Here is a 24,085-nt window from a genome sequence, read left to right as displayed (position 1 = left end):
CGAGGCGGCCTACCGGCCGGCCTGGTCGCCAGGTCGCACGCATTTCCCCCTGTAGGAGCCGGCTTGCTGGCGATGGCGGCCGTTCAGACGACATCGCTGTGCCTGACACGCCGCTGTCGCCAGCAAGCCGGCTTCCAAGGGTTTCGCGTTACCTGTATTTGCCGGGACGATAGCCCAAAAAAATCGCCATCCCCTTTCAAAGGCATGGCGGTTTTTTTCATTCAGTTCAAAGCCGCGAACGCGCCCACTCCACCACTTCCACATGAATCCTTTCCACCTCACTCAACAACCCCGCCATGCGCAGGAAGTCATGGGTCATGCCCGGTTGTTCGAGCAAGGTCACGTCGTTGCCGGCAGCGCGCAAGCGTTCGGCATAGGCCAGGCCTTCGTCGTGCAGTGGATCATGCCCGGCCAGGTACACCAGCGCCGGGGTCATGCCGGACAGGTCTTCAGCCAGCAGCGGCGAGCAGCGCCAGTCCGCCAGGTCTGCCGGGGTGCGGCCGTAGTGGGCGTAGAACCAGTCCAGGGTCGGGGTTTCCAGCAGGTACCCTTCGGCAAAGTCGCGATGGGAAGCGCGGTGAGTGGTGGCGTCGGTGACCGGGTACACCAGCAATTGCGCCTTGGGTTTGAGCACCAGTTCTTCGGGTTCACGCACGGCCATCAACGACAACACTGTGGCCAGGGTCGCACCGACGCTGTCACCGGCCAGTGCCACCCGTGAAGCGTCCAGACCACGGGCCGCGCCTTCGCGCACCAGCCAGTTGCCGGCATCGCACGCGTCCTGCACCGGGGTCGGGAAACGCCATTCCGGCGCCAGTCGATAATCCACGGTCAACAAGGCAAAACCACCTTGCGCCGCCAGACGACGGCACAACGCATCGTGGGAATCGAGGCTGCCGACCACATAGCCGCCACCGTGGAAATACAACATCACCGGTTGCAGGCCGTCGACCGCCTGCCCGTCGCGATACAGCCGCGCCGCCAGGCTGTGACCGTCCCGCGCGGCAATGGTGAAATCCTCGCAAGCAATGTTGTCCAGTGGCACATCGAGAAACGTCGAGGACGCTTCGAAGTCGATCCGCGCCTGTTGCGGGGTCTGCTCGTGCATCGCGCGACTTTTGCCGGTCAGGCGACCGAACTCGGCGAGTTCGAGGAAAGCTTCAAGTTCTGGCAACACGGCCATGGGACGAATCCTTTTACACAATGAGGGAAACCTGTGGCGGAGGGAAACCTGTGGCGAGGGAGCTTGCTCCCGCTGGGCTGCGAAGCGGCCCCAATAGAGGGATTGCTACGCAATCCAGCGGGAGCAAGCTCCCTCGCCACAAGTCATTCATCGCGCTTACTTTTTAGGCAGTGACCCTGCGGCACTCCAACAGTTGCTCAAGCTCATCCAGCAACTCATCGCTGCGCAGCAATTCGTAATGTCCACCCGCCAACAAACGATCAACACCGTGTTGGCCGACCTGTGCCTCGAACGCCCGGCGTTCGTCATCACGTTCGGCCACCCACCAGCGATGGGCCGCCACCTGCACCGTCGGCAATTGTCGTTGCGCCAGCGCCAGTTGCTTGAGCGACGAGCCAGTGGCGAAGATCTGCGTCAGTTCGCTCGCGCCTAACGCCGCGTGGTCGTTGGAACCGTGCATTGCCGCTTCAATCGCCGCTGCAGCGCCTTCACGTTCGTTCCGGCCGGCGGTTTTCGAGGCAATCAGCGTCTCTGCTTCTTCAGACGGTTGACCGAGGACAAACTTCAGGAAATCCGCCAAATCTTCACGCCAGTCACCCGCCTCCGCCGTGCCGGCCACGTAGCTGTCGACCAGTCCGGCAAACGCGACCGCTTGCCCCTGGGCCTCCAGTTCATGGGCGACCAGTTGCGTCAACGCACCACCCAACGACCAGCCCAGCAGGTAATACGGGCCTTGCGGCTGCTGCGCACGAATCCGCTGGGTGTAAGCCTGGGCCATCGCCAGCAGTGACTCGTCCTGCCACTGCGGATCGAGCAGCATGCGGCATTGCAGGCCGTACACCGTGCGCCGCCCCTGCAGACGCCGGGCCAGCGGTTCGTAGTCGAACACCGTGCCGAAACCGGCGTGCAGGCAGAACAGCGCCGGCACGTTCGCGACCCGGCCATTCAACGCCAACAATGGGTCCGGCGCTTTCGCTGGCTCGGCTGCTTGATAGCCGCTGAGTTCAGCGATACACGGTTTCTGCATCAAATCCCGCAGCTTCAATTCGAAGCCCGGTTGCGGCTGACTGCGCACCCGCGAGATGACTTTGAGCACCTGCAGCGAGTCGCCACCGAGTTCAAAGAAATTGTCGTCGATGCCCACCTGTGGCACGCCGAGCACGTCTTGCCAGATGACAGTCAGTGCCTGTTCCAGTGCGTTGCGCGGTGCGCGATATCCCCCCAGCGCCCATTCCGGTTCCGGCAGTGCGCGGCGGTCGAGCTTGCCGTTGGCTGACAGCGGAAAACGCTCCAGCACCAGGATGCGCGCCGGCACCATGTACTCCGGCATTTGCGCTTGCAACTCGGCTTTCAAGCGACGATCCAGCCCGGCAGCAGCGCCAGCCACCACATAACCGACCAGCTGTTTGCCGGTCGGCGTGTCGAGCACCACCACGGCGGCATCCTGCACGCCTGTGCATTCACGCAAGCGCGCTTCGATCTCGCCCGGTTCGATACGGAAACCCCGGATCTTCACTTGCTGGTCGAGTCGACCGAGGTAGTCGATCAGGCCGCACTCACGCTGGCGCACCAGGTCGCCGGTGCGGTACATGCGGCCACCGGCCTCGAACGGATCGGGAATGAAGCGCTCGGCGCTCATCCCCGGACGCTGGTGATAACCCCGCGCCAGGCATTCGCCGCCCAGGTACAGCTCACCGCTGACACCCACCGGCAACGGGTTGAGGTCGGCATCGAGGACGTACAAGCCGCGCCCCGCTACGCCACGACCAATCGGCGCATAGGCCGCATCGCAGGTCTCGCTGGCCTCGGCACGCCACAGCAGCGGCGTGACCACGGTTTCGGTCGGGCCGTAACCGTTGACCAGACGCTGCGGACGCAAGGCGCGCTTGACCTGTTCGAAACTGGCGTCCGGCACCGCATCGCCGCCAAAGCAATAGACCTCGACTGCCGGTGGATTGCCCAGGCGCTCGGCCACTTCGGCCATCTGTTGCAGGTACGCCGGCGGGAAGCAGGCGACGGTGACGTTGTGGCGATGCAGCACTTCCAGGGTTTGCTCGGGGGTCCACAAGCTGTCCTCGCGAATCACCAGACTGCCACCGGCGAGCATCACACTCAGCCAACGTTCCTGGGCACCGTCGAAGGCGAACGACATGAAGTGCAATTCGCGGCTGCGCGGCGCCAGTTCGTAGAGGTCGATGATGCCGCGGCAATGCCGGGCAATCGGCCCGCGCGCCACGGCCACGCCTTTCGGTTGTCCGGTGGAGCCGGAGGTGTAGATCAGGTACGCCAAGTGGCCCGGCAACGGTTCAACAACCGGGCCGTCGGGGCTGCCCGAAACGGTCAATTGATCGAGCAGCAAACGCGGCGGGCTGTCGGCCAATGTCAGGCGTTCACCCAGATCGCTGTCGCACAGCAGCAGGCTCGCCGCCGAATCGCTGAGCATGTACGCCAGTCGTTCGGCCGGGTACGCGAGGTCCAGCGGCAGATACGCGGCGCCCGCCTTGAGGACCGCGAGGAACGCAACAATGGTCCGCTCGGAACGCGGCAGCGCCACCGCCACCAGGCTTTCGGCCTTGATGCCGCGGGCGACCAGTTGCTGCGCCAGGCCGTTGGCCTGTGCGTCGAGATCGGCATAGCTGAGTTCACGATCCTCACAGAACAAGGCGATTTTCTGCGGCTGATTGCGCACGTGCCGATTGAACGCGAGCAACAGATCAATGTGATCGGTAGACGCTTGCGGCAGGTTCAAGCGCGCTTCGGGCAAGCCGATGTTGCCGAGCAGGCAGTCGGCATCCTCAGGCAAGGTGCGCAGCAAACCTTCCAGCTGGGCACGAATGCGCTGCACTTCCTGTTCGCTGAAGCGATCACGCAGGTACAAGTATTCGACTTCGAGGCCTTCGTCGTTGGCGCTGACCATCAAATCCATCGGGAAGTTGGTGACGCCGGCGCTGCCGACTTCGGCAAAGCGCAACTCACCTTCCTCGCCACCGCGCAGGGCGCGGTCCACCGGATGGTTTTCAAACACGATGATGCTGTCGAACAGGCCTTGACCGCCCTGCCCGGCCCAGCGCTGGACGTCGGACAACGGCGTGTGTTCGTAGTCGCGCACCGCCAGGTTGTAATCCTGCAACTCGCGCAGCCACTCGCCCAGCGGTTGTTGCGGGTCAAGGGTCTGGATCACCGGCAAGGTGTTGATGAACAGGCCGAGCATTTCCTGGGCACCGGACAAACCGGTCGGACGCCCCGCCACTGTCGCGCCGAAGGCCACGCTGCGCTGTCCGCTATGGCGCTGCAACAGCAACAGCCAGGCGCCTTGGACCAGCGTATTGAGGGTCACGCGCTGACGTTTGGCGAAGCTGTGCAACTTGCGCGTCGCCTCGGCGTTGAGGTCGCTGTACATCACGCCGTGGCCGGAACCTGCGGCCCCCGAGGCCTTGGCCAGAATGGTCGGCGCTTCCAGCGTTGCCAGGCGCTCACGCCAGAAGCCTTCGGCCTGCGCATCGTCCTGACGTTGCAGCCAGGCGATGTAGTCGGCGTAGCGACCGGTCAGCGCCGGCAGGCTGTCGTGGTGGTACAGGCGCAGCATCTCGCCCAGCAGACGCGACGCACTCCAGCCGTCCAGCAGCAGGTGATGGTAGATCCAGATCATCTGGTAACGCGCCTCCCCGAGACGAACCAGGATGAAACGCATCAGCGGCGGGCAGCTCAAGTCGAAGCCCTTGGCCTGCTCGGCAGCCGCCAGTTCGCTCAGTGCCTGTTCAGTGTCGCTGCGCTCGCGCCAGTCGAGTTCTTCGATCGGCAACTCGACGCTGGCGAACACCGCTTGCAGCGGATCGGCCAGGCCATCGCGCCAGCGGAACGCTGCGCGCAGCACTTCATGACGCTCGACCAAGGCCTGCCATGCCGCGCGAAAACGCGGCACCTGCAAACCGTCGACCGCCACGCTCAACTGGTTGACGTAGGGGTTGAGTTCCGGCGAATCGAGGCAATGGAACAGCATGCCTTGCTGCATCGGCGACAGCGGATAGAGGTCTTGCAGCCCTTCACGCGCCGTCAGATCAATGTGCGGCACAAGGGCGAAAGCTTCGACGCCCGGCGCTTGGACCCGTGTATTTTCACGGTGGCTGGCCACGGCGGCGAGTGCGCGGATGGTCTGCTGCTCGAACAGTTGCTTGGGACTGAACAGCAACCCGCGCTGCCCGGCACGGCTGACCGCTTGCAGGGAAATAATCGAATCACCACCCAGCTCAAAGAAATTCTCGGTGACGCCCAGCGAATCCAGGCCCAGCAGCTCCTGCCAGATCTCCACCAACAGCGCTTCGGCGGGCGTCGCGGCGGCCACTTGATCGTGGCTCTGACGCGAGGCCTCAGGCGCCGGCAAACCCTGACGATCAAGCTTGCCGTTCGGCGTCAGCGGCAGCGCGGCCAGGCACATCAGGTGCGCCGGCAACATGTGCGCCGGCAAGCGGCTGCGCAGGTGCGCGGTCAGTGCGTCACGCAGGTCCTGTTCGTCGGCCAGCGGATCGCGCGGCACCACATATCCGACCAACTGGCGGCTGGTTGGGCCGTCGCGGTCGATGACGAACGCTTCACGCACACCTGCGTGCTCCATCAGGCACGCTTCGATTTCACCGAGTTCGATACGGAAACCGCGAATCTTCACTTGCTGGTCGATACGGCCGAGGTATTCCACCACGCCATCGGCGCGGAACCGTGCGAGGTCGCCGCTGCGGTACAGCCGCCCGCCCGGCACGAAGGGGTCCGGGACGAATCGTTCGGCGGTGAGGTCCGGCCGCTGGTGATACCCCCGCGCCACGCCCTCGCCACCCAGGTACAACTCGCCTGCCACGCCAACCGGCAACGGCTGCAAGCCGCCGTCCAGAATGTAGGCGCTGCGGTTGCCGACCGGCCGGCCAATCGGCATGAACGCCGAGTCGAATTCGGTATCCGGATAGGCCAGCCAGATCAGCGGCGTGATCACCGTTTCGGTCGGGCCGTAGCCGTTGATCAGGCGCTTGGGTTGCAGGACCTGCTGCACCTCATCGAACGCATGCTTGGCCATGCCTTCACCGCACGGCGTGTAGGATCGGATCGGCAGATCGCGCCCGGCTTCGCCCATGTAATCGGCAATCTGTGCCAGATAACTCGGGGTGAAACAGGCGATGGTGATGCCGTGTTTTTCGATCTCGGCGCAGGTGCGTTCCACGCTCCACAGTTCGTCGTCGCGTGGCATCACCGCCGAGCCGAACACCAACGGCGTCAACCAGCGTTCGTGGGCGCCGTCGAAGCTGATTGAGGCGAATTGCAGTTCGCGGTCGTCCGGGGTCATGCCATACAACTCACCGATCGACACGCAATGCATGGCCAGCGGACCGTGGGCCACGCTCACGCCTTTCGGCCGCCCGGTCGAGCCCGAGGTGTAGATCAGATAAGCCAGGTTTTCCCCGCAGGTCAGGTTGACCGGGTTGCTGTCCGCCATGAATTCCAGCGGTTCACGGTCGATTTCCAGCACCGCCAGGCCTTGCGGCAACGGCAGTTTTTCCCGCAGCCAGGATTGGCTGATCAGCAGCGAAATTCCGCTGTCGTCCATCAGGTAGCGCAAACGCTCCGCCGGGTAGGCCGGGTCGAGCGGCACGTAGGCGCCGCCAGCCTTGAGGATCGCCAGCAAGCCGACGATCATTTCCGGCGAACGCTGCATGGCCAGGCCAACCCGCACTTCCGGGCCGATACCGCGCCCGCGCAAGTGATGGGCCAAGCGGTTGGCGCGGCGGTTGAGGTCGTCGAAGCTCAGCGCCACGTCATTGAAGATCAACGCCGTGGCGTCCGGTCGGGCAACGGCCTGGGCCTCGATCAATTGATGCACGCACAGCGGGTTTTCCGCGACGGTGAAAGGCGGGTTCCACTCGAGCAATTGCTGGGCGCGCTCCGGTGCGGTGAGCAGGTCGAGTTCACTCAACGCCGCTTGAGGCGCGGCCACCATCGCCGCCAGCAACGCGGCCAGATGCTCACTCATGCGCGCAATGGCGGTGCTGCTGAAGTGGCTGCACTGGTAGCTCCAGTTCAGGCTCAACTGGCTTTCGGCGGTGGCCGCCAGGGTCAGCGGGAAGTTGGTGCGCTCGTGGTTTTGCGGGATCGAGAAACTCAACCCGGCCGGCGCGCCCTGCTGCAACGCTTCGGCCACCGGGAAGTTTTCGAACACCAGCAGGCTGTCGAACAGCGGTTCACCGGCACGTCCGGCCCAGCGCTGAATGTCACCGAGGGCGGTGAATTCGTGTTCACGCAGTTCCAGGTTTTGCGCCTGCAAACGGCTCAGCCATTGCTCGACGCTTTCCACCGCATCCGGACTGCTGATCACCGGCAAGGTGTTGATGAACAGACCGAGCTGGCTTTCGGCCCCCGGCAAGTCCACCGGACGCCCGGCCACGGTCGCGCCGAAGGCCACGCTGCGCTGGCCGCTGTAGCGTTGCAGCAGCAGTGCCCACGCACCTTGCACCAAGGTGTTGAGCGTGACTTTCTGCTGGCGGGCAAAGTCGCTGAAACGTTGGCTGGTGGCGACATCGAAGGTCTGGCGATGGTCGGCAAACTGCGCCTCCGACGGTTGCTTGATATCGACATGGGCCAGGCTCTGGGCCAGCAGCGTCGGGTTGTCCAGTGTCGCCAGTTGCCCGCGCCAGAACGCTTCGTCCGCCTCGGTATCCTGACGTTGCAGCCAGCCGATGTAGTCGGCGAAACGCCCGGTGGGCGCCTGCACCTCTTGCCCGGCATAACGCTGCAAGACTTCACTCAGCAGCAGTGAGTTACTCCAGCCGTCGAGCAACAGGTGATGGTGGGTGTAGATCAGTTGTTGACGCTCGTCGTCCAGACGCACCAGCGTCAGGCGCATCAACGGTGCTTGGGTCGAATCGAGTTGCAGGCGTTCGCTGTCGATCAACTGCGCCAGCGCGTGTGCCTGATCGTCGCGACCGCGCCAGTCCAGGCAGGTCAGCGGCAATTGCAAATGACGGTGCACCAGTTGCACCGGTGCTTCGAAACCTTGCGGGAAGTGGAAGCTGCTGCGCAGGATTGCGTGGCTGTCGAGCACCGCTTGCCACGCCCGACACAGACGTTCGGCATCGAGCCCGCGGGCCTCGACGCTGAGCTGGTTCACGTAGGCACCGGACGTCGACTCGTAGAGGCTGTGGAACAGCAAACCGGCCTGCATCGGCGACAGCGGGTAGACGTCTTCGATCTGCGCCGGGGGCACCGGCAACCCATCCAGTTGCGCCTGGCTCAGGCGCGCCAGCGGGAAGTCCGCCGGGGTCACGCCGCCCGCGCCGTCGCTCAGGCAATGGTCGATCAGCGCCAACAGTTCAGCGCGGAAATCGATGGCCAGGGCTTCAATCTCGCGCAGCTCGAAGCATTCGCGGCTGAAGGTCCAGTCGAGTTTCAGCTCACCGCCATAGACCTGGCCGTCCACCGACAGCCAGTTAGGCAATGGCGCATCGGCGGATTGCGCGGCACCGCTGGATTCCTTGGCGGGCGTGAACAGCGCGTCCTCGGCAAAGCTCTGGTCGAACTGGCCGAGGTAGTTGAACGTCACTCGCGCCTGCGGCAGCGCAGCCAACGCCGCTTGGGTCTGGGCATCGCCCATGTAGCGCAACAGGCCATAGCCCAGGCCTTTGCCGGGGATGTCGCGCAGTTGTTGCTTGATCGCCTTGATCGAAGCACCGAGCCCGGCGGTCGGTGTCAGGCGCACCGGGAACAGGCTGGAAAACCAGCCGACGGTGCGGGTCAGGTCGATGTCGTCGAACAGTTCTTCGCGGCCATGACCTTCGAGCTGAATCAGCGCCGATGGGTGGCCGGTCCAGCGGCTAAGGGTACGGGCCAATGCGGTCAGCAGCAGGTCGTTGACCTGGGTGCGGTAGATCGCCGGCGCTTGTTGCAGCAATTGGCGGGTCTGCTCGCGGTCCAGGCCGATGCTCACGCCCTGGCGCAAATGCCCGGCCTGACTGGCTTGCGGATTGGCCGCCGGCAGCGAATCGCTGGCGCCGGCCAGTTGCGCTAGCCACCCGTTCAATTCGCTAGCGGCGTCGGAGCGTGCATAGGCATCAAGCTTGTCGGCCCAGACCTGGAACGCGCTGGTCTTCGGCGGCAATTCTTCACCTTGATAGGCGGCCTGCAAATCTTCCAGCAACACCCGCCACGACACACCGTCCACCGCCAAGTGGTGGATCACCAGCAGCAAGCGCTGCGAGCCGTCGGCCTGGGCGATCAGCGCCACGCGCAACAGCGGCCCGTCTTGCAGGCTGAGGCTGCGCTGGGCTTCGTCGCATACCGATTCCAGCGAGGCATCGCTGGCCACGCGAGCGGTCCAGAGCATGTCGATAACGTCGGCACTGTCGGCGCCGACATAGCGCGCCGACCATTGGCCGTCGACCTGACTGAAACGCAAACGCAAGGCGTCGTGTTGCTTGAGCACACGTTGCAAGGCGCTTTGCAGACGCGGCAGTTCAAGGCTTTCGCGCGGCGTTAGCAACACCGCCTGATTCCAGTGCGCGCGTTGCGGGATCGGCTCTTCGAAGAACCAGCGCTGGATCGGCGTGAGTGTTTGCACGCCGTCCACCGACCCCTGTTGCGCCAGCGGTGCTGCTTGTTCTTTGACTACGGCGGCCAGGGCCTGCAGGGTTTGCTGCTGGAACAGGTCGCGCGGTTGCAGGCTCAGGCCAGAGCGACGGGCGCGGCTGACCACTTGGATCGAGATGATCGAATCGCCGCCCAGTTCGAAGAAGTTGTCCTGCCGCCCGACCTGTTCAATACCCAGCACGTCCTGCCAGATCTGCGCCAGCACCTGTTCATGGGCGTTGCCCGGTGCTTCGAATGCACGCTGGCTGACCTGAGCGGTGGGCGCCGGCAGGCGTTTGCGATCCAGTTTGCCGTTGGGGCTCAACGGCATTTGCTCAATCAGCACGGTCTGCGCCGGCACCATGTAATCCGGCAGGCTGCCGAGCAAATGGCTTTTCAGGGTTTCACGCCACACGCCTTGCTGGTCGGCATCGGCGTCAACCAAGGCACGCTCCTGCGGCACAATGTAGGCCACCAGTTGCTTGCCGCTCGGCCCGTCGAGGGCCAGGACCACGGCGTCCTGTACGTCGGCATGTTCTTGCAGACGCGCTTCGATTTCCCCCAGTTCGATGCGCAAACCGCGAATCTTCACTTGGTGGTCGATGCGTCCGCAGTAATCGATGGCGCCGTCAGTGCGATAACGCGCCAGGTCGCCGGTGCGATACAAACGCTCGCCGCTGCCGAACGGGTCGACCACGAAACGCTCGGCGGTCAACGCGCCACGACGGTGGTAACCCCGGGCCAGACCGATGCCGCCCAGATACAACTCGCCCACCGCGCCCGACGGCAACGGTTGCAGTTCGCTGTCGAGGATGCAGGTGCGCAGGTTGGCAATCGGCCGGCCGATCGGCACGCTGTCACGGCCCTCTTCCACGCAGGTCCAGTGGGTCACGTCGATGGCCGCTTCGGTCGGGCCATACAGGTTGTACAGAGTGGCTTGGGGCAGATTGCGCAGGGTCTGGCGTTGCAGTTCCATCGGCAGCGCTTCACCGCTGCAAATGATCCGCGTCAGCGAGGTGCAGGCCAGCGCTTCGTCAGCGCTGATGAACGCCGAGAGCATCGAGGGCACGAAGTGCAGCGTGGTGATCGACTGCTCGACGATCAACGCGGCGAGGCGTTGCGGGTCGCGATGCTCGCCCGGTGCGGCGATCACCAGCGTGGCGCCTTTCATCAGCGGCCAGAAAAACTCCCACACCGACACGTCGAAACTGAACGGCGTCTTTTGCAGCACGCGATCCGCAGGTTGCAGGTTGTAGGCGTCCTGCATCCACTCGATGCGGTTGTGCAACGCCACATGGCGGTTGCCCGCGCCCTTGGGCTTACCGGTCGAACCGGAGGTGTAGATCATGTAGGCGAGGTTTTCTGCCACAGCAAGGTTCGGCAGATCGCTGCCCGGCAGGTCGCTCAGCCAATCGGCATCGGCATGCAGGCACAAGGTGCGCACGCTGTCCGGCGTCACCAGTCGCGCCAGCAAATGCTCCTGGGTCAGCAACAGCGAAATGCCGCTGTCTTCGATCATGTAGCTCAGACGATCGAGGGGGTATTCCGGGTCCAGCGGCACGTAAGCGCCACCGGCCTTCAGGATTGCCAGCAGGCCGATGACCATTTCAAACGAACGGTCGCAGGCAATGCCGACGATCACTTCCGGGCCGACACCTTGCGCACGCAGGTGATGGGCCAGGCGATTGGCGCGCAGGTTCAGCTGTGCATAACTCAGAGATTCGCCCTGGAACACCAGCGCGGTTGCCTGAGGATTTTCCCGCACCCGCTCTTCGAAATGGCGCTGCACGCAGACTTCGCCCGGATAGACCTGAGCCGTGTCATTGAGGTCATCGAGCATGCGCAGACGCTCGTCGGCATCCAGCAGCGGCAGTTCGGCCAGCGGGGCTTGCGGATTCGCCAGCACCCCGGCCAACAGGTTGCGCCAATGCCGGGCCAGATGCTCGATGCGCTCGGCGTCGAACAGGTCGGTGGCGTAGGTCAGGCTGGCGAACAGTTTGTCGCCCTCTTCCTGGGTGTCGAGTTGCAGGTCGAATTGGGTGGTCTGCGCCGTGGCGTTCAGCGCCTCGACCCGCAGCCCCGCCAGCAAACCGCTGACCGCTGCCGGTCGGGCTTGCTGGTGGTTGAACATCACTTGGAACAACGGGCTGTGGCTGAGACTGCGCTCGCCTTGCAACGCCTGCACCAGACGCTCGAATGGCAAGTCCTGGTAATCCTGGGCATCCAGCGAAGTGGCGCGGGTTTGCTCGAGCAACTGACTGAACGGCAGGCGCCCGTCGAGTTCGGCGCGCATCACTTGGGTGTTGACGAAGAAGCCGATCAGGCCACGGGTTTCGGCGCGATTACGATTGCCGATCGGCACACCGATACGCAGATCAGCCTGACCGCTGTAGCGATAGAGCAAAGCCTGGAAGCTCGCCAGCAACAACATGAACGGCGTCACGCCGCGCTGCTTGGCCAAGGCCATCAAACCGCTGGCCAGATCCGCGTCGAGGGCGAAGTCCAGTCGCGCACCGCGTTGGCTCGGTTGTGCCGGGCGCGGACGATCCGTCGGCAGCTCCAGCAGCGGTTGTTCGCTGCCGAGTTGTTCGCGCCACCAGTTCAGTTGACGGTCCAGCTCTCCGGCGTCCATCCAGCGGCGTTGCCATGCGGCGTAATCCGAATACTGGATCGGCAGCGCCTCCAGCGCAGCGTTCTGCCCTTGGCAATGGGCGGCGTAGAGGCGGGAAAATTCTTCGACCAATACACCCATCGACCAACCATCGGTGACGATGTGGTGCAGTGTCAGCACCAGCACATGGTCCTCGGCATCCAGTTGCAACAGGCTGACGCGCAGCAGCGGGCCATGCTGCAGATCGAACGGCCGGGCGATTGCCTGCTCGACCTTTTTCATCGCGGATTCGAAGCGCTGGGCGACAGGCTCGTCGCGCAAATCGTGCTGTTCGATGGACAGCGAAGTGAAGGCCGCCAAGGCTTGCAGCACCTGCCCGTCATCCTCGACGAAACGGCTGCGCAGGCTCTGGTGCCGCTCCAGCAATACATCGAAACTCTGCTGCAGCGCCGCGACATTCAGCGGGCCACGCAGACGCAGGGCGGCCGGAATGTTGTACGCCGAACTCTGTGGATCGAGCTGCCAGAGGAACCATTGGCGTTGCTGCGCATAGGACAATTCAAAAGTTGCTTGCGGCTCGGCGGCGGCTGGAATCGGCAGTTGGCCGAAGCTCACACCTTGCTCCTGCATTTTTGTCAGAAACTCGCGGCGCTTGTCGGCGGGCAGGCCGGCGAAGCGCGTGGCGATACGCATGGCGGTGGTGTGTTCCATCAGTTGATCTCCATCTCGTCGAGAAGCGACTCAAGCGCCTCCAGACGTGCATCGTTGTCAGTCGGGGCTTGTTGCCGGGCGGTGGCGGCATAAGCCTGAAGGTCGTTGCTTTCGAACAGCGCACGCAGCGGCAGCTCGATGCCCAGTTCCAGTTCCACGCGGGCATTGGCCTGGGCGGCGAGCAGCGAGTGCCCGCCCAATTCAAAAAAGTTGTCGCGACGGCCGATCTGCGCCACGCCCAGTACATCGGCCCAGATCGCCGCCAGTTGCTGTTCGAGTTCGTCTTCGGGGGCTTCGAACGGTCGTTGCCAGTCCTCGGCATCCGGCAGCGGCAAGGCCCTGCGGTCGAGCTTGCCGTTGCTGGTCAGCCGCAGTTCATCGAGCAGCAGCCAGTGGCTCGGCACCATGTAATCCGGCAAGTCGACCTTGAGCGCGGCGCGCAGGTTGTCGCGCCAGGCGATCGGGTCGTGCGGGGGATGCTCGGCGACGACATAGGCGCACAGCTGTGGCCCGGCGTCGGCGAAATGCACGTTCAGCACCGCCTGGCGCACGCCCGGTTGCGCCAGCAGCGCGGCTTCGATTTCGCCCAGTTCGATGCGGAACCCGCGAATCTTCACTTGCTGGTCGATGCGCCCGAGGTAGTCGATGCTGCCATCGGCACGCTGTCGCGCCAGGTCGCCGCTGCGATAGAGGCGTTGCGAAGCGTCGAACGGGCTCGGCACAAAACGCTCGGCGGTCAGGCCGAAGCGCCCGTGATAACCGCGCGCCAGGCCGGCACCGGCGATGTACAACTCGCCCGCCACACCCACCGGCACCGGCTGCAACTGGCTGTCGAGCAAGTACCAGCGCAGGTCGCGGATCGGCAGGCCAATCGGGCTCTGGGCCTTGCCGTCGAGGTCGGCCAGGCGAATGGCGCGGTAGGTCACGTGCACCGTGGTTTCGGTGATGCCGTACATGTTCACCAGCGTTGGCTGCTGATCGCCGAAGCGTTCGAACCATGGACGCAGGCTCGCCACTTCCAGCGCCTCGCCGCCGAAGATCACCTGGCGCAGCGCCATATCGCGCGGGCTGGCGCAGGCTATCGGCAGCAGTTGCCGGAACGCCGTCGGCGTCTGGTTCAACACCGTCACGCCTTCATCGCAGAGCAAGCGGTGGAATTGCTGCGGCTCGCGGCTGATGTAATACGGCACGATCACCAGGCGCCCACCAGTGCACAGCGAACCGAACAACTCCCACACCGAGAAATCGAACGCGTAGGAATGGAACAGGGTCCAGACATCGTCCGCGCCGAAGTCGAACTGCTCGGCGGTGGCCGTCAGCAGGCGCCCGACGTTGCCGTGGCTGAGCAATGCGCCTTTCGGGCGTCCGGTGGAGCCGGAGGTGTAGATCACGTAGGCAAGATTGTCCGCCGTCGCCTGCGGCGTCAGGTTGTCGGCGCTGTAGGCTTCAAGTTGCATCGAACTCAGGTCGAGCACCTGCACGCCATCGCGGGACGGCAAACCGTCGATCAAATGAGACTGGGTCAGCAGCAGCGCAATGCCGCTGTCGTCGATCATGTAGCTCAAGCGCTCGGCCGGGTATTGCGGGTCGAGCGGCACGTAGGCGCCACCGGCTTTGAGAATCGCCAGCAGACCCACCACCAGCGGCATCGCCCGCTCGGTGGCGATGCCGACGCGCACTTCCGGCCCGACGCCCTGCTCACGCAGTCTGCGCCCCAGGCGGTTGGCCTGGGCGTTGAGTGCGGCGTAGGTCAGCTGTTCACCTTCGTAGACCAGGGCCACCGCGTTCGGTCGTTGCGCGGCCTGAGCTTCGAACAGTTGATGCAAGGTCGGCGATGGCGGTTCTGCCTGGAATGCCGGGTTCCAGTGCTGGATCAAATCGTCGTACTGCGACGCTTGCAGCAACGGTAGTTCGGCGACGCGCTGTTGCGGATCGGCCACCACGGCGCGCAGCAGGTTTAGCCATTGCCCGGCGAAACGCTGCATCGAGGCTTCGTCGTACAGATCGGTGGCGTAGCTCAGGCTGGCGTCCAGTGTGTCGCCCTGCTCCTGGGTGTCGAGCACCAGATCGAATTGCGTGGTGTGCTGCTGCCAGTGCAAACGCTCGACCTGCAAACCGGCAACGACCCGCTCGACGCTCGCGCCCAACGGCTGCTGGTGGTTGAAGAGCACCTGGAACAACGGGCTGTGATTGAGGCTGCGGTCAGGTTGCAAGGCATCGACCAGTTGCTCGAACGGCAAGTCCTGATGGGCCTGCGCCGACAATGCGGTTTGTTTGACCTGTTGCAGCAAGGTGCTGAACGGTTGCTGGCCGTCGATCTCGGCACGCAGTACTTGAGTGTTGATGAAGAAGCCGATCAGGCCTTCGGTTTCCAGGCGCGAGCGGCCGGCACTCGGCACGCCGACGCTGATGCCCGACTGCCCGCTCTGGCGGTGCAGCAAGGTCTGGAAGCTCGCCAGCAACAACATGAACAAGGTCACTTGCTGTTCCTGTGCACGCTCACGCAAACCGGCCAGCAGTGGGCGATCCACGTTCAGGCTCAGGCTGGCGCCGCGCTCGCTGCGACGGGCCGGACGGCTCAGTTCACTCGGCAGTTCCAGCGGTGCCTGGCTGCCGTCCAGTTGCGTGCGCCACCACGCCAGTTGCCGCGCGCCCTCGCCCGCCTCCAGCCAGTCGCGCTGCCAGCGGGCATAGTCGCTGTAAGCCACCGGCAAGTTGTCGAGGCTGGCCGCGCGGCCCTCGACGGCGGCCTGATACAACGCGCTGAACTCATCGACCATGACCTGCATCGACCAGCCATCGGCGGCGATGTGGTGCACGGTCAGGACCAGCACATGTTCCTCGGCGCTGACTTGCAGCAGCAATGCGCGCCACAGCGGACCGTTACGCAGGTCGAACGGCTGGGCGATTTCTTCGGCCACGGCATCGTGGATCGACGACTCGATAGCTGGCCGCTCGCACAACTGCAACGGCAGTTCGGCGTGCACCCATGGACGCGCCTGCTGGCCGTCCTGTTCGAAGGTCGTGCGCAGGGTTTCGTGACGGGCCTGCAATTGCAGGAAGGCCTGACGCAGCGCCTGCCGGTCCACCCCCCCCTTGAGACGCAGCGCGGCCGGGATGTTGTAGGCGCTGCTCTGCGGGTCCAGTTGCCAGAGAATCCATTGGCGTTGCTGGGCGTAGGACAGCACTCGCGGTTGATCATCCGTCGCACGTTGCAGTGTTGGCTGCACGCTGGTTTCGGCCAGTGTTGCGCGGGAAGCGAATTGCGCCAGGTTCGCAGCGGAAAACAGGCTGCTGACCGACAGTTCGATGTTCAGTTGCTGACGCACCCGCGAGATCACTTGCAGCACCAGCAACGAGTGCCCGCCCAAGTCGAAGAAGTTGTCGTCACGCCCCACTTGTTCAACCTGCAGCACCTGCTGCCAGATCTGCGCCAGCTGCGATTCCAGCCCTTCCAGCGGAGCGACGAACGCCCGTTGTGCAGCGCCGGCCTCTGCGCGCGGCAAGGCCTTGCGGTCGAGTTTGCCGTTGTTGTTGAGCGGCAGTTTCGCCAGCAGGATCAAGTGGCTCGGCACCATGTATTCCGGCAACGACTGACGCATCACGGCCTTGAGCGCGTCGAGATAATCCGTCTCGGACGTGACCGCTCCGCTGGCGACGATGTACGCCACCAGTTGCGTGCCGTCCTGGGCGATGACAGCGGCTTCGCGCACCTCGTCCCGCCCCTGAAGACAGGCTTCGATCTCGCCCATTTCGATGCGAAAACCACGAATCTTTACCTGATGATCGATACGCCCGACGTATTCCAGGTCGCCCCGGACGTTGTAGCGCGCCAGGTCGCCGCTGCGGTACAGGCGTGCGCCCGGCTCACGGGCAAACGGGTCCGGCAGGAAGCGTTCGGCGGTCAGCGCCGGACGGTCGAAATAGCGTTGCGCCAGGCAAGCCGGGGCGCCAATGCACAACTCGCCAACGCCATCGGCGGGCAGCAACTGACCAGCCGAGTCCAGCACATACAGCGCTCGGCCGGCGATGGCGCGACCAATCGGGATGCCGAACGCATCGCTGGCATCTTGCAGTTGGCACTCATGCACGCTGGACACCACGGTCGCTTCGGTCGGCCCATAAGTGTTGAGCAGCCGCACATGGCTCAAACCGGCCTGATGCCACAGGCGCAGCCCTTCCACCGACATCGCCTCGCCACCAACGTGCACCTGACGCAAATCGCCAAGGTGACGCACCACGCCACTGGCGCATTCGCGGGCCAGCAGGAACCAGTAGGCGGCGGGCAAGTCGGCCACGGTCACGCCTTGGTCGACGATTTGTGCAGCCAGTCGACCGGCGTCCCACAGGTCATCGCCACGCATGATCAACGCCGCGCCCACGCACAGCGCCGGGTAGCACTGCTCGACGAAACCGTCGAAGCTGAAGGTCGCAAATTGCAGCACACGGTCGCGGGCCGATAACACCGAATAATCGGCAGCGCTCTGGCAGAACTCACGCAGCGCGCCGTGATCGATGGCCACGCCTTTGGGCTGACCGGTGGAGCCCGAGGTGTAGATGATGTAGGCCAGGTCTTCGGCCACGGCGTGGCTTGGCGGATTGCTGTCGGAGTAGCCGACGGCTTCATCCAGGCCCAACAGGCGCAGGTGCGCCGGCAGCGGCAAGTCGTCCAGCAGGCCGGACTCGCACAGCAGCACGTCGAGACGGCTGTCCTCGATCATGTAGGCGAGGCGCTCGCTCGGGTATTTCGGGTCCAGCGGCACATAGGCCGCGCCGCTTTTCAACACCGCCAGCAGACTGACAATCAACTGCGGTCCGCGACGCAAGGCCAGGCCGACACGCTTGCCGGGACCGACGCCGTGGTGGATCAGGTGATGGGCCAGGCGATTGGCTTGGGCATTGAGTTCGCCGTAGCTCAGGCGCTGGCCGTCGACCTGCAACGCCAGGGCATCGGGGGTGGCGGCGGCTTGCGCGGCGATCCGCTCGTGAACCAAAAGACGTGTGGATAACTCGACCGTGGCCGGTTGGCTGATGGCGAGTACCGCGTGCTTGCCTTCGATATCGAGCAGTTCCAACCCGCCCAGTGCAGCCTCGGGCGAGGCTACGAACTGCGTCAGCAGGTACTGCAAATTGGCCGCAAGCTGCGCGACCTGAGCCGCACTGAAACGCGCCGCGTCGTAGCTGAAATCGAAACTCAGCGCTTCGCCCAACTCGACGCCAAGGGTCAGCGGATAGTGAGTGCGTTCGTGGTTGTGCAGGTTGCCGAACGACAACCCGGCCGGCGCGCCCTGCTTCAGCGCTTCGGCGACGGGGAAGTTTTCGAACACCAGCAGACTGTCAAACAACGATCCCTGATACCCCGCCCACCCCTGAATGTCGTACAGCGGCACGTGCTCGAATTCGCGCAGGGCCAGGTTCAAACGTTGCAACTCGCCCAGCCATTGGCTGACGCTCTGGTCCGGGCGCATCGAGCACACCAGCGGCAGAGTGTTGATGAACAGCCCCAGTTGCGCTTCGATCCCCGGCAGCGGTGCCGAACGCCCGGCCACGGTGGCGCCGAACACCACGCAATCCTGGCCGGTGTAGCGTTGCAGCAACAGGCTCCACGCCGCTTGCAGCACGGTGTTGAGGGTAACTTTTTGCTGGCGGGCGAACTCGGCCAGACGCCGGGTCGCGGGGCTGTCGAGGGCCACGCGAACTTCCTCGCTGCCCTCGGCGTCGACTGGCGGACGCAGGGCTTCGGCGAGCATCGTCGGTGCTTGCAGCGGCGCCAGTGCGGCTTTCCAGAACTGCTCGCCAGCAACGGCCGATTGCTGTTGCAACCAGCCCAGATAATCGCGGTACTGACCCGTCGGCGCCGGCTGCGAATGCCCGGCGACGTAGTGCTGGATCACTTCGGCGAGCAACTGCGCGTTGCTCCAGCCATCCATCAGGATGTGATGGCTGGTGTAGATCAGGTGCCAGGCGTCAGCGCCGGTACGTACCAGTTTCAAGCGGAACAGCGGCGCGCTGCCCAGCTCGAAACCTTGAGCTCGTTCGGCATCGGCCAGTGCATCGGTGTCCGTCGCTTCAAGCACTTGCAGCGGCAGCTTCACCTGACGGGCAATCGCCTGATGCGCGACATCGAGACCCTGCCAGTGGAAACTGCTGCGCAGGATGTCGTGACGCTCGACCGCCGCCTGCCAGGCGCGGGTGAAACGCTCGGTGTCGAGGCCGCCGATGTCCAGGCGCAACTGGCTGATGTAGGCGCCGACCTGCGGCTCGTACAGGGTGTGGAACAACATGCCCTGCTGCATCGGTGACAGCGGATACAGGTCTTCCAGCGTCGAGACCGCCAGCGGCAAGGCGTCGAGTTGCGCCTGATCGATCTGCGCCAACGCAAAGTCCGACGGCGTGGCTTGCGCCACTTCAAGCGCACAGCAGTGATCGATCAGCGCGTTCAGTTCATGCGCGTATTCGTCAGCCAGACGCTGGATGGTCGCGGTGTCGAACATCTCGCGGCTGAACCCCCAGCTCAGGGACAATTCGCCGCCGTAGACCTGGCCTTCGACCACCAGCCAGTTGCCGAGCGGCGCCGATGGGTCCTGCGCCAGACCGTTGCCTTCAGTGGAAGGCGTGAACAGTGCGCCCTCATCGAACTGACGATCGAACTGCCCCAGATAGTTGAAGGTGATGCGCGGTTGCGGCAACGCCGCCAGCCCGGCGCGGATCTGCGGTGCGCCGAGGTAACGCAGCGCGCCGTAGCCCAGGCCTTTGTCCGGGACGTTGCGCAGTTGCTCCTTGATGGATTTGATCGATGCGCCAAGATCGGCGGAGGGTTTCAGGTTGACCGGGAACAGGCTGGTGAACCAGCCGACGGTGCGGGTCAGGTCGATGTCATCGAACAGGTCTTCGCGGCCATGGCCTTCGAGCTGAATCAGCGTGCTGCCCTGCCCGCTCCAGCGGCAAACGGCACGAGCCAGAGCGGTCAGCAGCAGGTCGTTGACCTGGGTGCGGTAAGCCGCCGGAGCCTGTTGCAGCAGCTTGCGGGTTTGCTCGGTGTCGAGTTTGAGCTCGAGTTTCTCCTCGAAGCGGTTTTCCAGCGCACCGTTCGGTCGCTCGCACGGCAGGTTGTCTGGCGCGTCTTGCAATTGGCTCTGCCAGTGGCCGAGGTTGTGTTCGAAAGCTGGCAGATGATCGTGCAAGCGTGCGACCCAACGCTGATAGCTGCTGGTCTTCGCTTGCGCCGTACCGCCGGTGTAGAAGTGCTGCAAATCTTCCAGCAGTACGCGCCAGGAAACACCGTCCACCGCCAGGTGGTGGATCACCAGCAGCAAACGTTCCGAGCCGTCGGCCATCGCCACCCGCATTGCGCGCAGCAACGGACCGTTTTGCAAGTCGAGGCTACGCTGGGCCTCGTCGCACAAGGTGTTGAGCTGCCCGACCGTTTGCGCCTGGCGCTGCCACAAAACCGACTCCGTGGTTGGCGCGGCATAAGCCTGCTGCCAGGTGTTGTCGGCCTGTGCATAACTTAGGCGCAGGCTGTCGTGTTGGGTCAGCAATTGCTCCAGGGCACGCTCCAGCGCCTTGATGTTCAGCGCCTCGCGGGGCACCAGCAACAGCGACTGGTTCCAGTGCTGACGTTCGGGAATCGCCTGTTCGAAGAACCATTGCTGCACCGGCGACAGCGCCACTGCGCCCACCGCCGGACCTTGATCGATTTGCGATTGCCCGCCCGTGCGCGCCGCTTGGGCGAGGCTGCGAATGGTCTGGTGCTGGAACAGGTCCTTGGGGCTGAGCACGAACCCGGCCTGCCGCGCACGGCTGACCACTTGCATCGAAACGATGGAGTCGCCGCCCAGTTCAAAGAAGTTGTCTTCCAGGCCGACACTGTCGATGGCCAGCACGTCCTGCCAGATGGCGGCGAGGGATTTTTCCAGGTCGCTGCGCGGCGCGACGTGTTTGCGTTGTTGCGTAGCGCCATCAATTGCCGGCAGGGCCTTACGGTCGAGTTTGCCGTTGGGCGTCAGCGGCAGATGTTCGAGAAACAGCAAAAACGCCGGGACCATGTAGTCCGGCAAATGCTGACGCAGTGCGGCTTTGAGCACTTCTCGCAGGTTGGCTTGCGCATCGGCATCGGCCAACAGCGCCGAATCGTTCGGCACGATGTACGCCACCAGCTGCTGGCCGCTGGCGCCGTACTGGGCCAGCACCGCCAGTTCGCGCACCGCGTCCTGCTGCAACAGCCGCGCTTCGATTTCACCGAGCTCGATACGGAAGCCACGGACCTTGACCTGATGGTCGATGCGACCCACGTATTGCAGGGTGCCGTCGGCCTGATAACGGGTCAGGTCGCCGGTGCGATACAGGCGCTCGCCGGTACTGGAAAAAGGGTTGGGGACGTATTTTTCCGCGGTCAGGCCTGGCCGTGCGAGGTAACCACGGGTGATCCCCGCACCGCTGAGGTACAGCTCGGCGGACACGCCTTGCGGCACCGGTTGCAGGTCGGCATCGAGCAGATAGCTGGCGGTGTGCTTGAGCGGGCGGCCGATGTTGGCGCGGCCTCTGGCTTCGCGGCGGGTCCAGGTCGAATAGGTGGTGTCTTCCGACGGGCCGTACAGGTCGTAGACGTGCTCGACGGTCGCTTGCTGATACAGCGCCTCCACCAGGCTTTGCTTCAGGGGTTCACCGGCCAGGTTGATGATGCGCACGCTCGGCGGAATCTGCCCGTCGCGTTGTAACGCGTTGATCGCCGATGGCACGGTGTTGATCAACCGCACCTGATCCCGGGCCGGCAGTTGCGGCAACTCCAGGGCATTGCGGGCGATGATCAGCGAACCGCCATTGGCCAGGGTCACGAACAGCTCCCACACCGACAGGTCGAAGCACACCGACGTAGAAGCCAGAACGCCTTGAATGTCGCCGCGGCTGTACACCGATTTCGACCAGTCGATCAACGCCAGCACGTTGCGATGAGCGATGGCCACGCCCTTGGGCTTGCCGGTGGAACCGGAGGTGTAGATCACGTAGGCGAGGTTGTCCGGCGTGACGCGGGTGACCGGGGCGCTTGGCGGGTAGGCGATGAGCGACTCGATGTCGTCCAGCAGCAGGACTTGGGTGCCTGCGCTCACATTCAACGCCTCTGCGACGTCCTGCTGCGTAATCAGCAGCAGCGCACGGCTGTCTTCAAGCATGTAGGCGACCCGCTCGGCCGGGTAATCCGGGTCCAGCGGCACGTAGGCGCCGCCAGCCTTGAGCACCGCGAGCAAGGCCACCAGCAGTTGCTCGGAACGCTGCATGGCCACGCCGACCCGCACTTCCGGACCGACGCCCAGCTCGATCAACTTGTGCGCCAGGCGGTTGGCTTGCTGGTCGAGTTCGCGGTAAGTCAGTTGGGTATCCGCGAAGGTCACGGCCACTGCATCAGGGCTCGCAGCCACTTGCTGGCTGATCAGCTGATGAATGCACAGATCTTCGGCGAAGCTTTCATCGGCGCGGTTCCAGTCATGCACGATGCGCTGATACTCGGCGTGCTCCAGCAGCGGCAAATCACTGATGCGCTGTTGCGAATCGCTCACCATCCCCTGCAGCAAACGCGTCCAGTGCTGCGCCATGCGCGTGATGGTCGTGGCGTCGAACAGGTCACTGGCGTAGGTCAGCGCGGCGTGCAGCTTGCCACTTTTCTCGTAGGTATCGAGGGTCAGGTCGAACTGGGTGGTTCGGCCTTGCCACTCGATCATGCCCAGCGCCAGGCCGGACGCCGTGGTCACCGTGGAAATGTCCGCAACCTGCGGCTGGTGGTTGTACATCACCTGGAACAGCGGCGTGTGACTGAGGCTGCGTTCCAGTTTCAAGGCTTCGACCAGGCGCTCGAATGGCAGATCCTGATGGGCCTGGGCGCCCAGCGCGGTTTCCTTGATGCGACGCAGCAGCTCATCGACGCGGGTCTGGCCGTCCAGTTGCGTGCGCAGCACCTGGGTGTTGACGAAGAAACCGATCAGGCCTTCGATTTCACCGCGGTTGCGGTTGGCGATCGGCACGCCGACGCGGATGTCGTTCTGCCCGGTGTAACGGTGCAGCAGCACGTTGAACGCGCCGAGCAGCAGCATGAACAAAGTGACGTTGTGCTTCTGAGCGGTGGTGCGCAGTTGCTCAGCCAATTGCCCGTCGACCGCGAATTCGTAGCGGGTGCCGCGATAACTCGGCATCGCCGGGCGCGGATGATCCAGGGGCAGCTCCAGCACCGGATGCTCGTCACCCAGTTGAGCCTCCCAGTATTCGAGTTGCCGCGCCTGCTCGCCCGCCTCCAGCCAGCGGCGCTGCCACAAGGCGTAGTCGCTGTACTGGATCGGCAACGGCGAGAACTGCGGTGGCGTGCCGGCATCGAAGGCGTCGTAGCAGCGGATGAACTCGTCGATCAGCACGTTCATCGACCAGCCGTCGGACACGATGTGGTGCAGGGTCAGCAACAGCACGTGCTCCTGCTCGGCGAGTTTGAGCAGAGTGACGCGCAGCAACGGCCCCGTGCCCAGATTGAACGGCAACACCGATTGCTGCTCGGCCGCCTGGGCCACGGCCTGCTCGCGCTCGGTGGCGGGCAAGGCGCTGAAATCAACGTGCTCGATCACCAGCGGCGCCGTGGCCGGCACTTGCAGCAAAGTGTCGTCAGGCTGCGGCGCAAACACGGTGCGCAGGGTTTCGTGACGGGCCACGAGGCTGGCGAAGGCCTGTTCCAGCGCCGGCAGGTTCAGACGACCGGTCAGGCGCACCGCACCGGGCAAGTTGTAGGCGCCGCTTTGCGGGTCCAGTTGCCAGAGAAACCACATCCGTTGCTGGGCGTACGACAGCGCCTGGCGATCTTCGGCGTCGACGCCGGCAGGGATGGGAAACCGGGCGAAATCAACGCCCTCCTTGTGCAAGGCCGCAAGGAACACCTGGCGCTTTTCCAGGGGCAACCCGATAAACCGGCGAGCAAGTTTCAAGGAGTCTTCAGCATTCAT

Annotated in this window: 3 protein-coding genes; all 3 read right to left on the bottom strand. The window is 64.2% G+C overall.

Annotated features, from left to right (window positions below; genetic code table 11):
- Window positions 1-226: 226 nt before the first annotated feature.
- Window positions 227-1,183, bottom strand: coding sequence for an alpha/beta hydrolase (locus M5G20_RS25255; protein WP_273921392.1), 957 nt, complete (start codon window positions 1,181-1,183; stop codon window positions 227-229).
- A 163-nt stretch (window positions 1,184-1,346) separates the two neighbouring features.
- Window positions 1,347-13,106, bottom strand: coding sequence for an amino acid adenylation domain-containing protein (locus M5G20_RS25250; RefSeq protein ID WP_273921391.1), 11,760 nt, complete (start codon window positions 13,104-13,106; stop codon window positions 1,347-1,349).
- A complete protein-coding gene (locus M5G20_RS25245; protein ID WP_273921390.1) occupies window positions 13,106-24,085 on the bottom strand; it encodes a non-ribosomal peptide synthetase in 10,980 nt (3,659 codons plus the stop codon). Before M5G20_RS25245 ends, M5G20_RS25250 begins: the two co-directional genes overlap by 1 nt.

This window comes from Pseudomonas sp. TNT2022 ID1044, assembly GCF_028656895.1.
Taxonomy (GTDB): domain Bacteria; phylum Pseudomonadota; class Gammaproteobacteria; order Pseudomonadales; family Pseudomonadaceae; genus Aquipseudomonas; species Aquipseudomonas reinekei.
The sequence above is the reverse complement of the archived record's forward strand: the minus strand, read 5'-3'. Positions and strand labels throughout refer to the sequence as shown.

Excerpts from the sequence above, each read along its gene's own strand:
- M5G20_RS25255 (WP_273921392.1), bottom strand. The coding sequence starts at position 1,183 with ATGGCCGTGTTGCCAGAACTTGAAGCTTTCCTCGAACTCGCCGAGTTC.
- M5G20_RS25250 (WP_273921391.1), bottom strand. The coding sequence starts at position 13,106 with ATGGAACACACCACCGCCATGCGTATCGCCACGCGCTTCGCCGGCCTG.
- M5G20_RS25245 (WP_273921390.1), bottom strand. The coding sequence starts at position 24,085 with ATGAATGCTGAAGACTCCTTGAAACTTGCTCGCCGGTTTATCGGGTTG.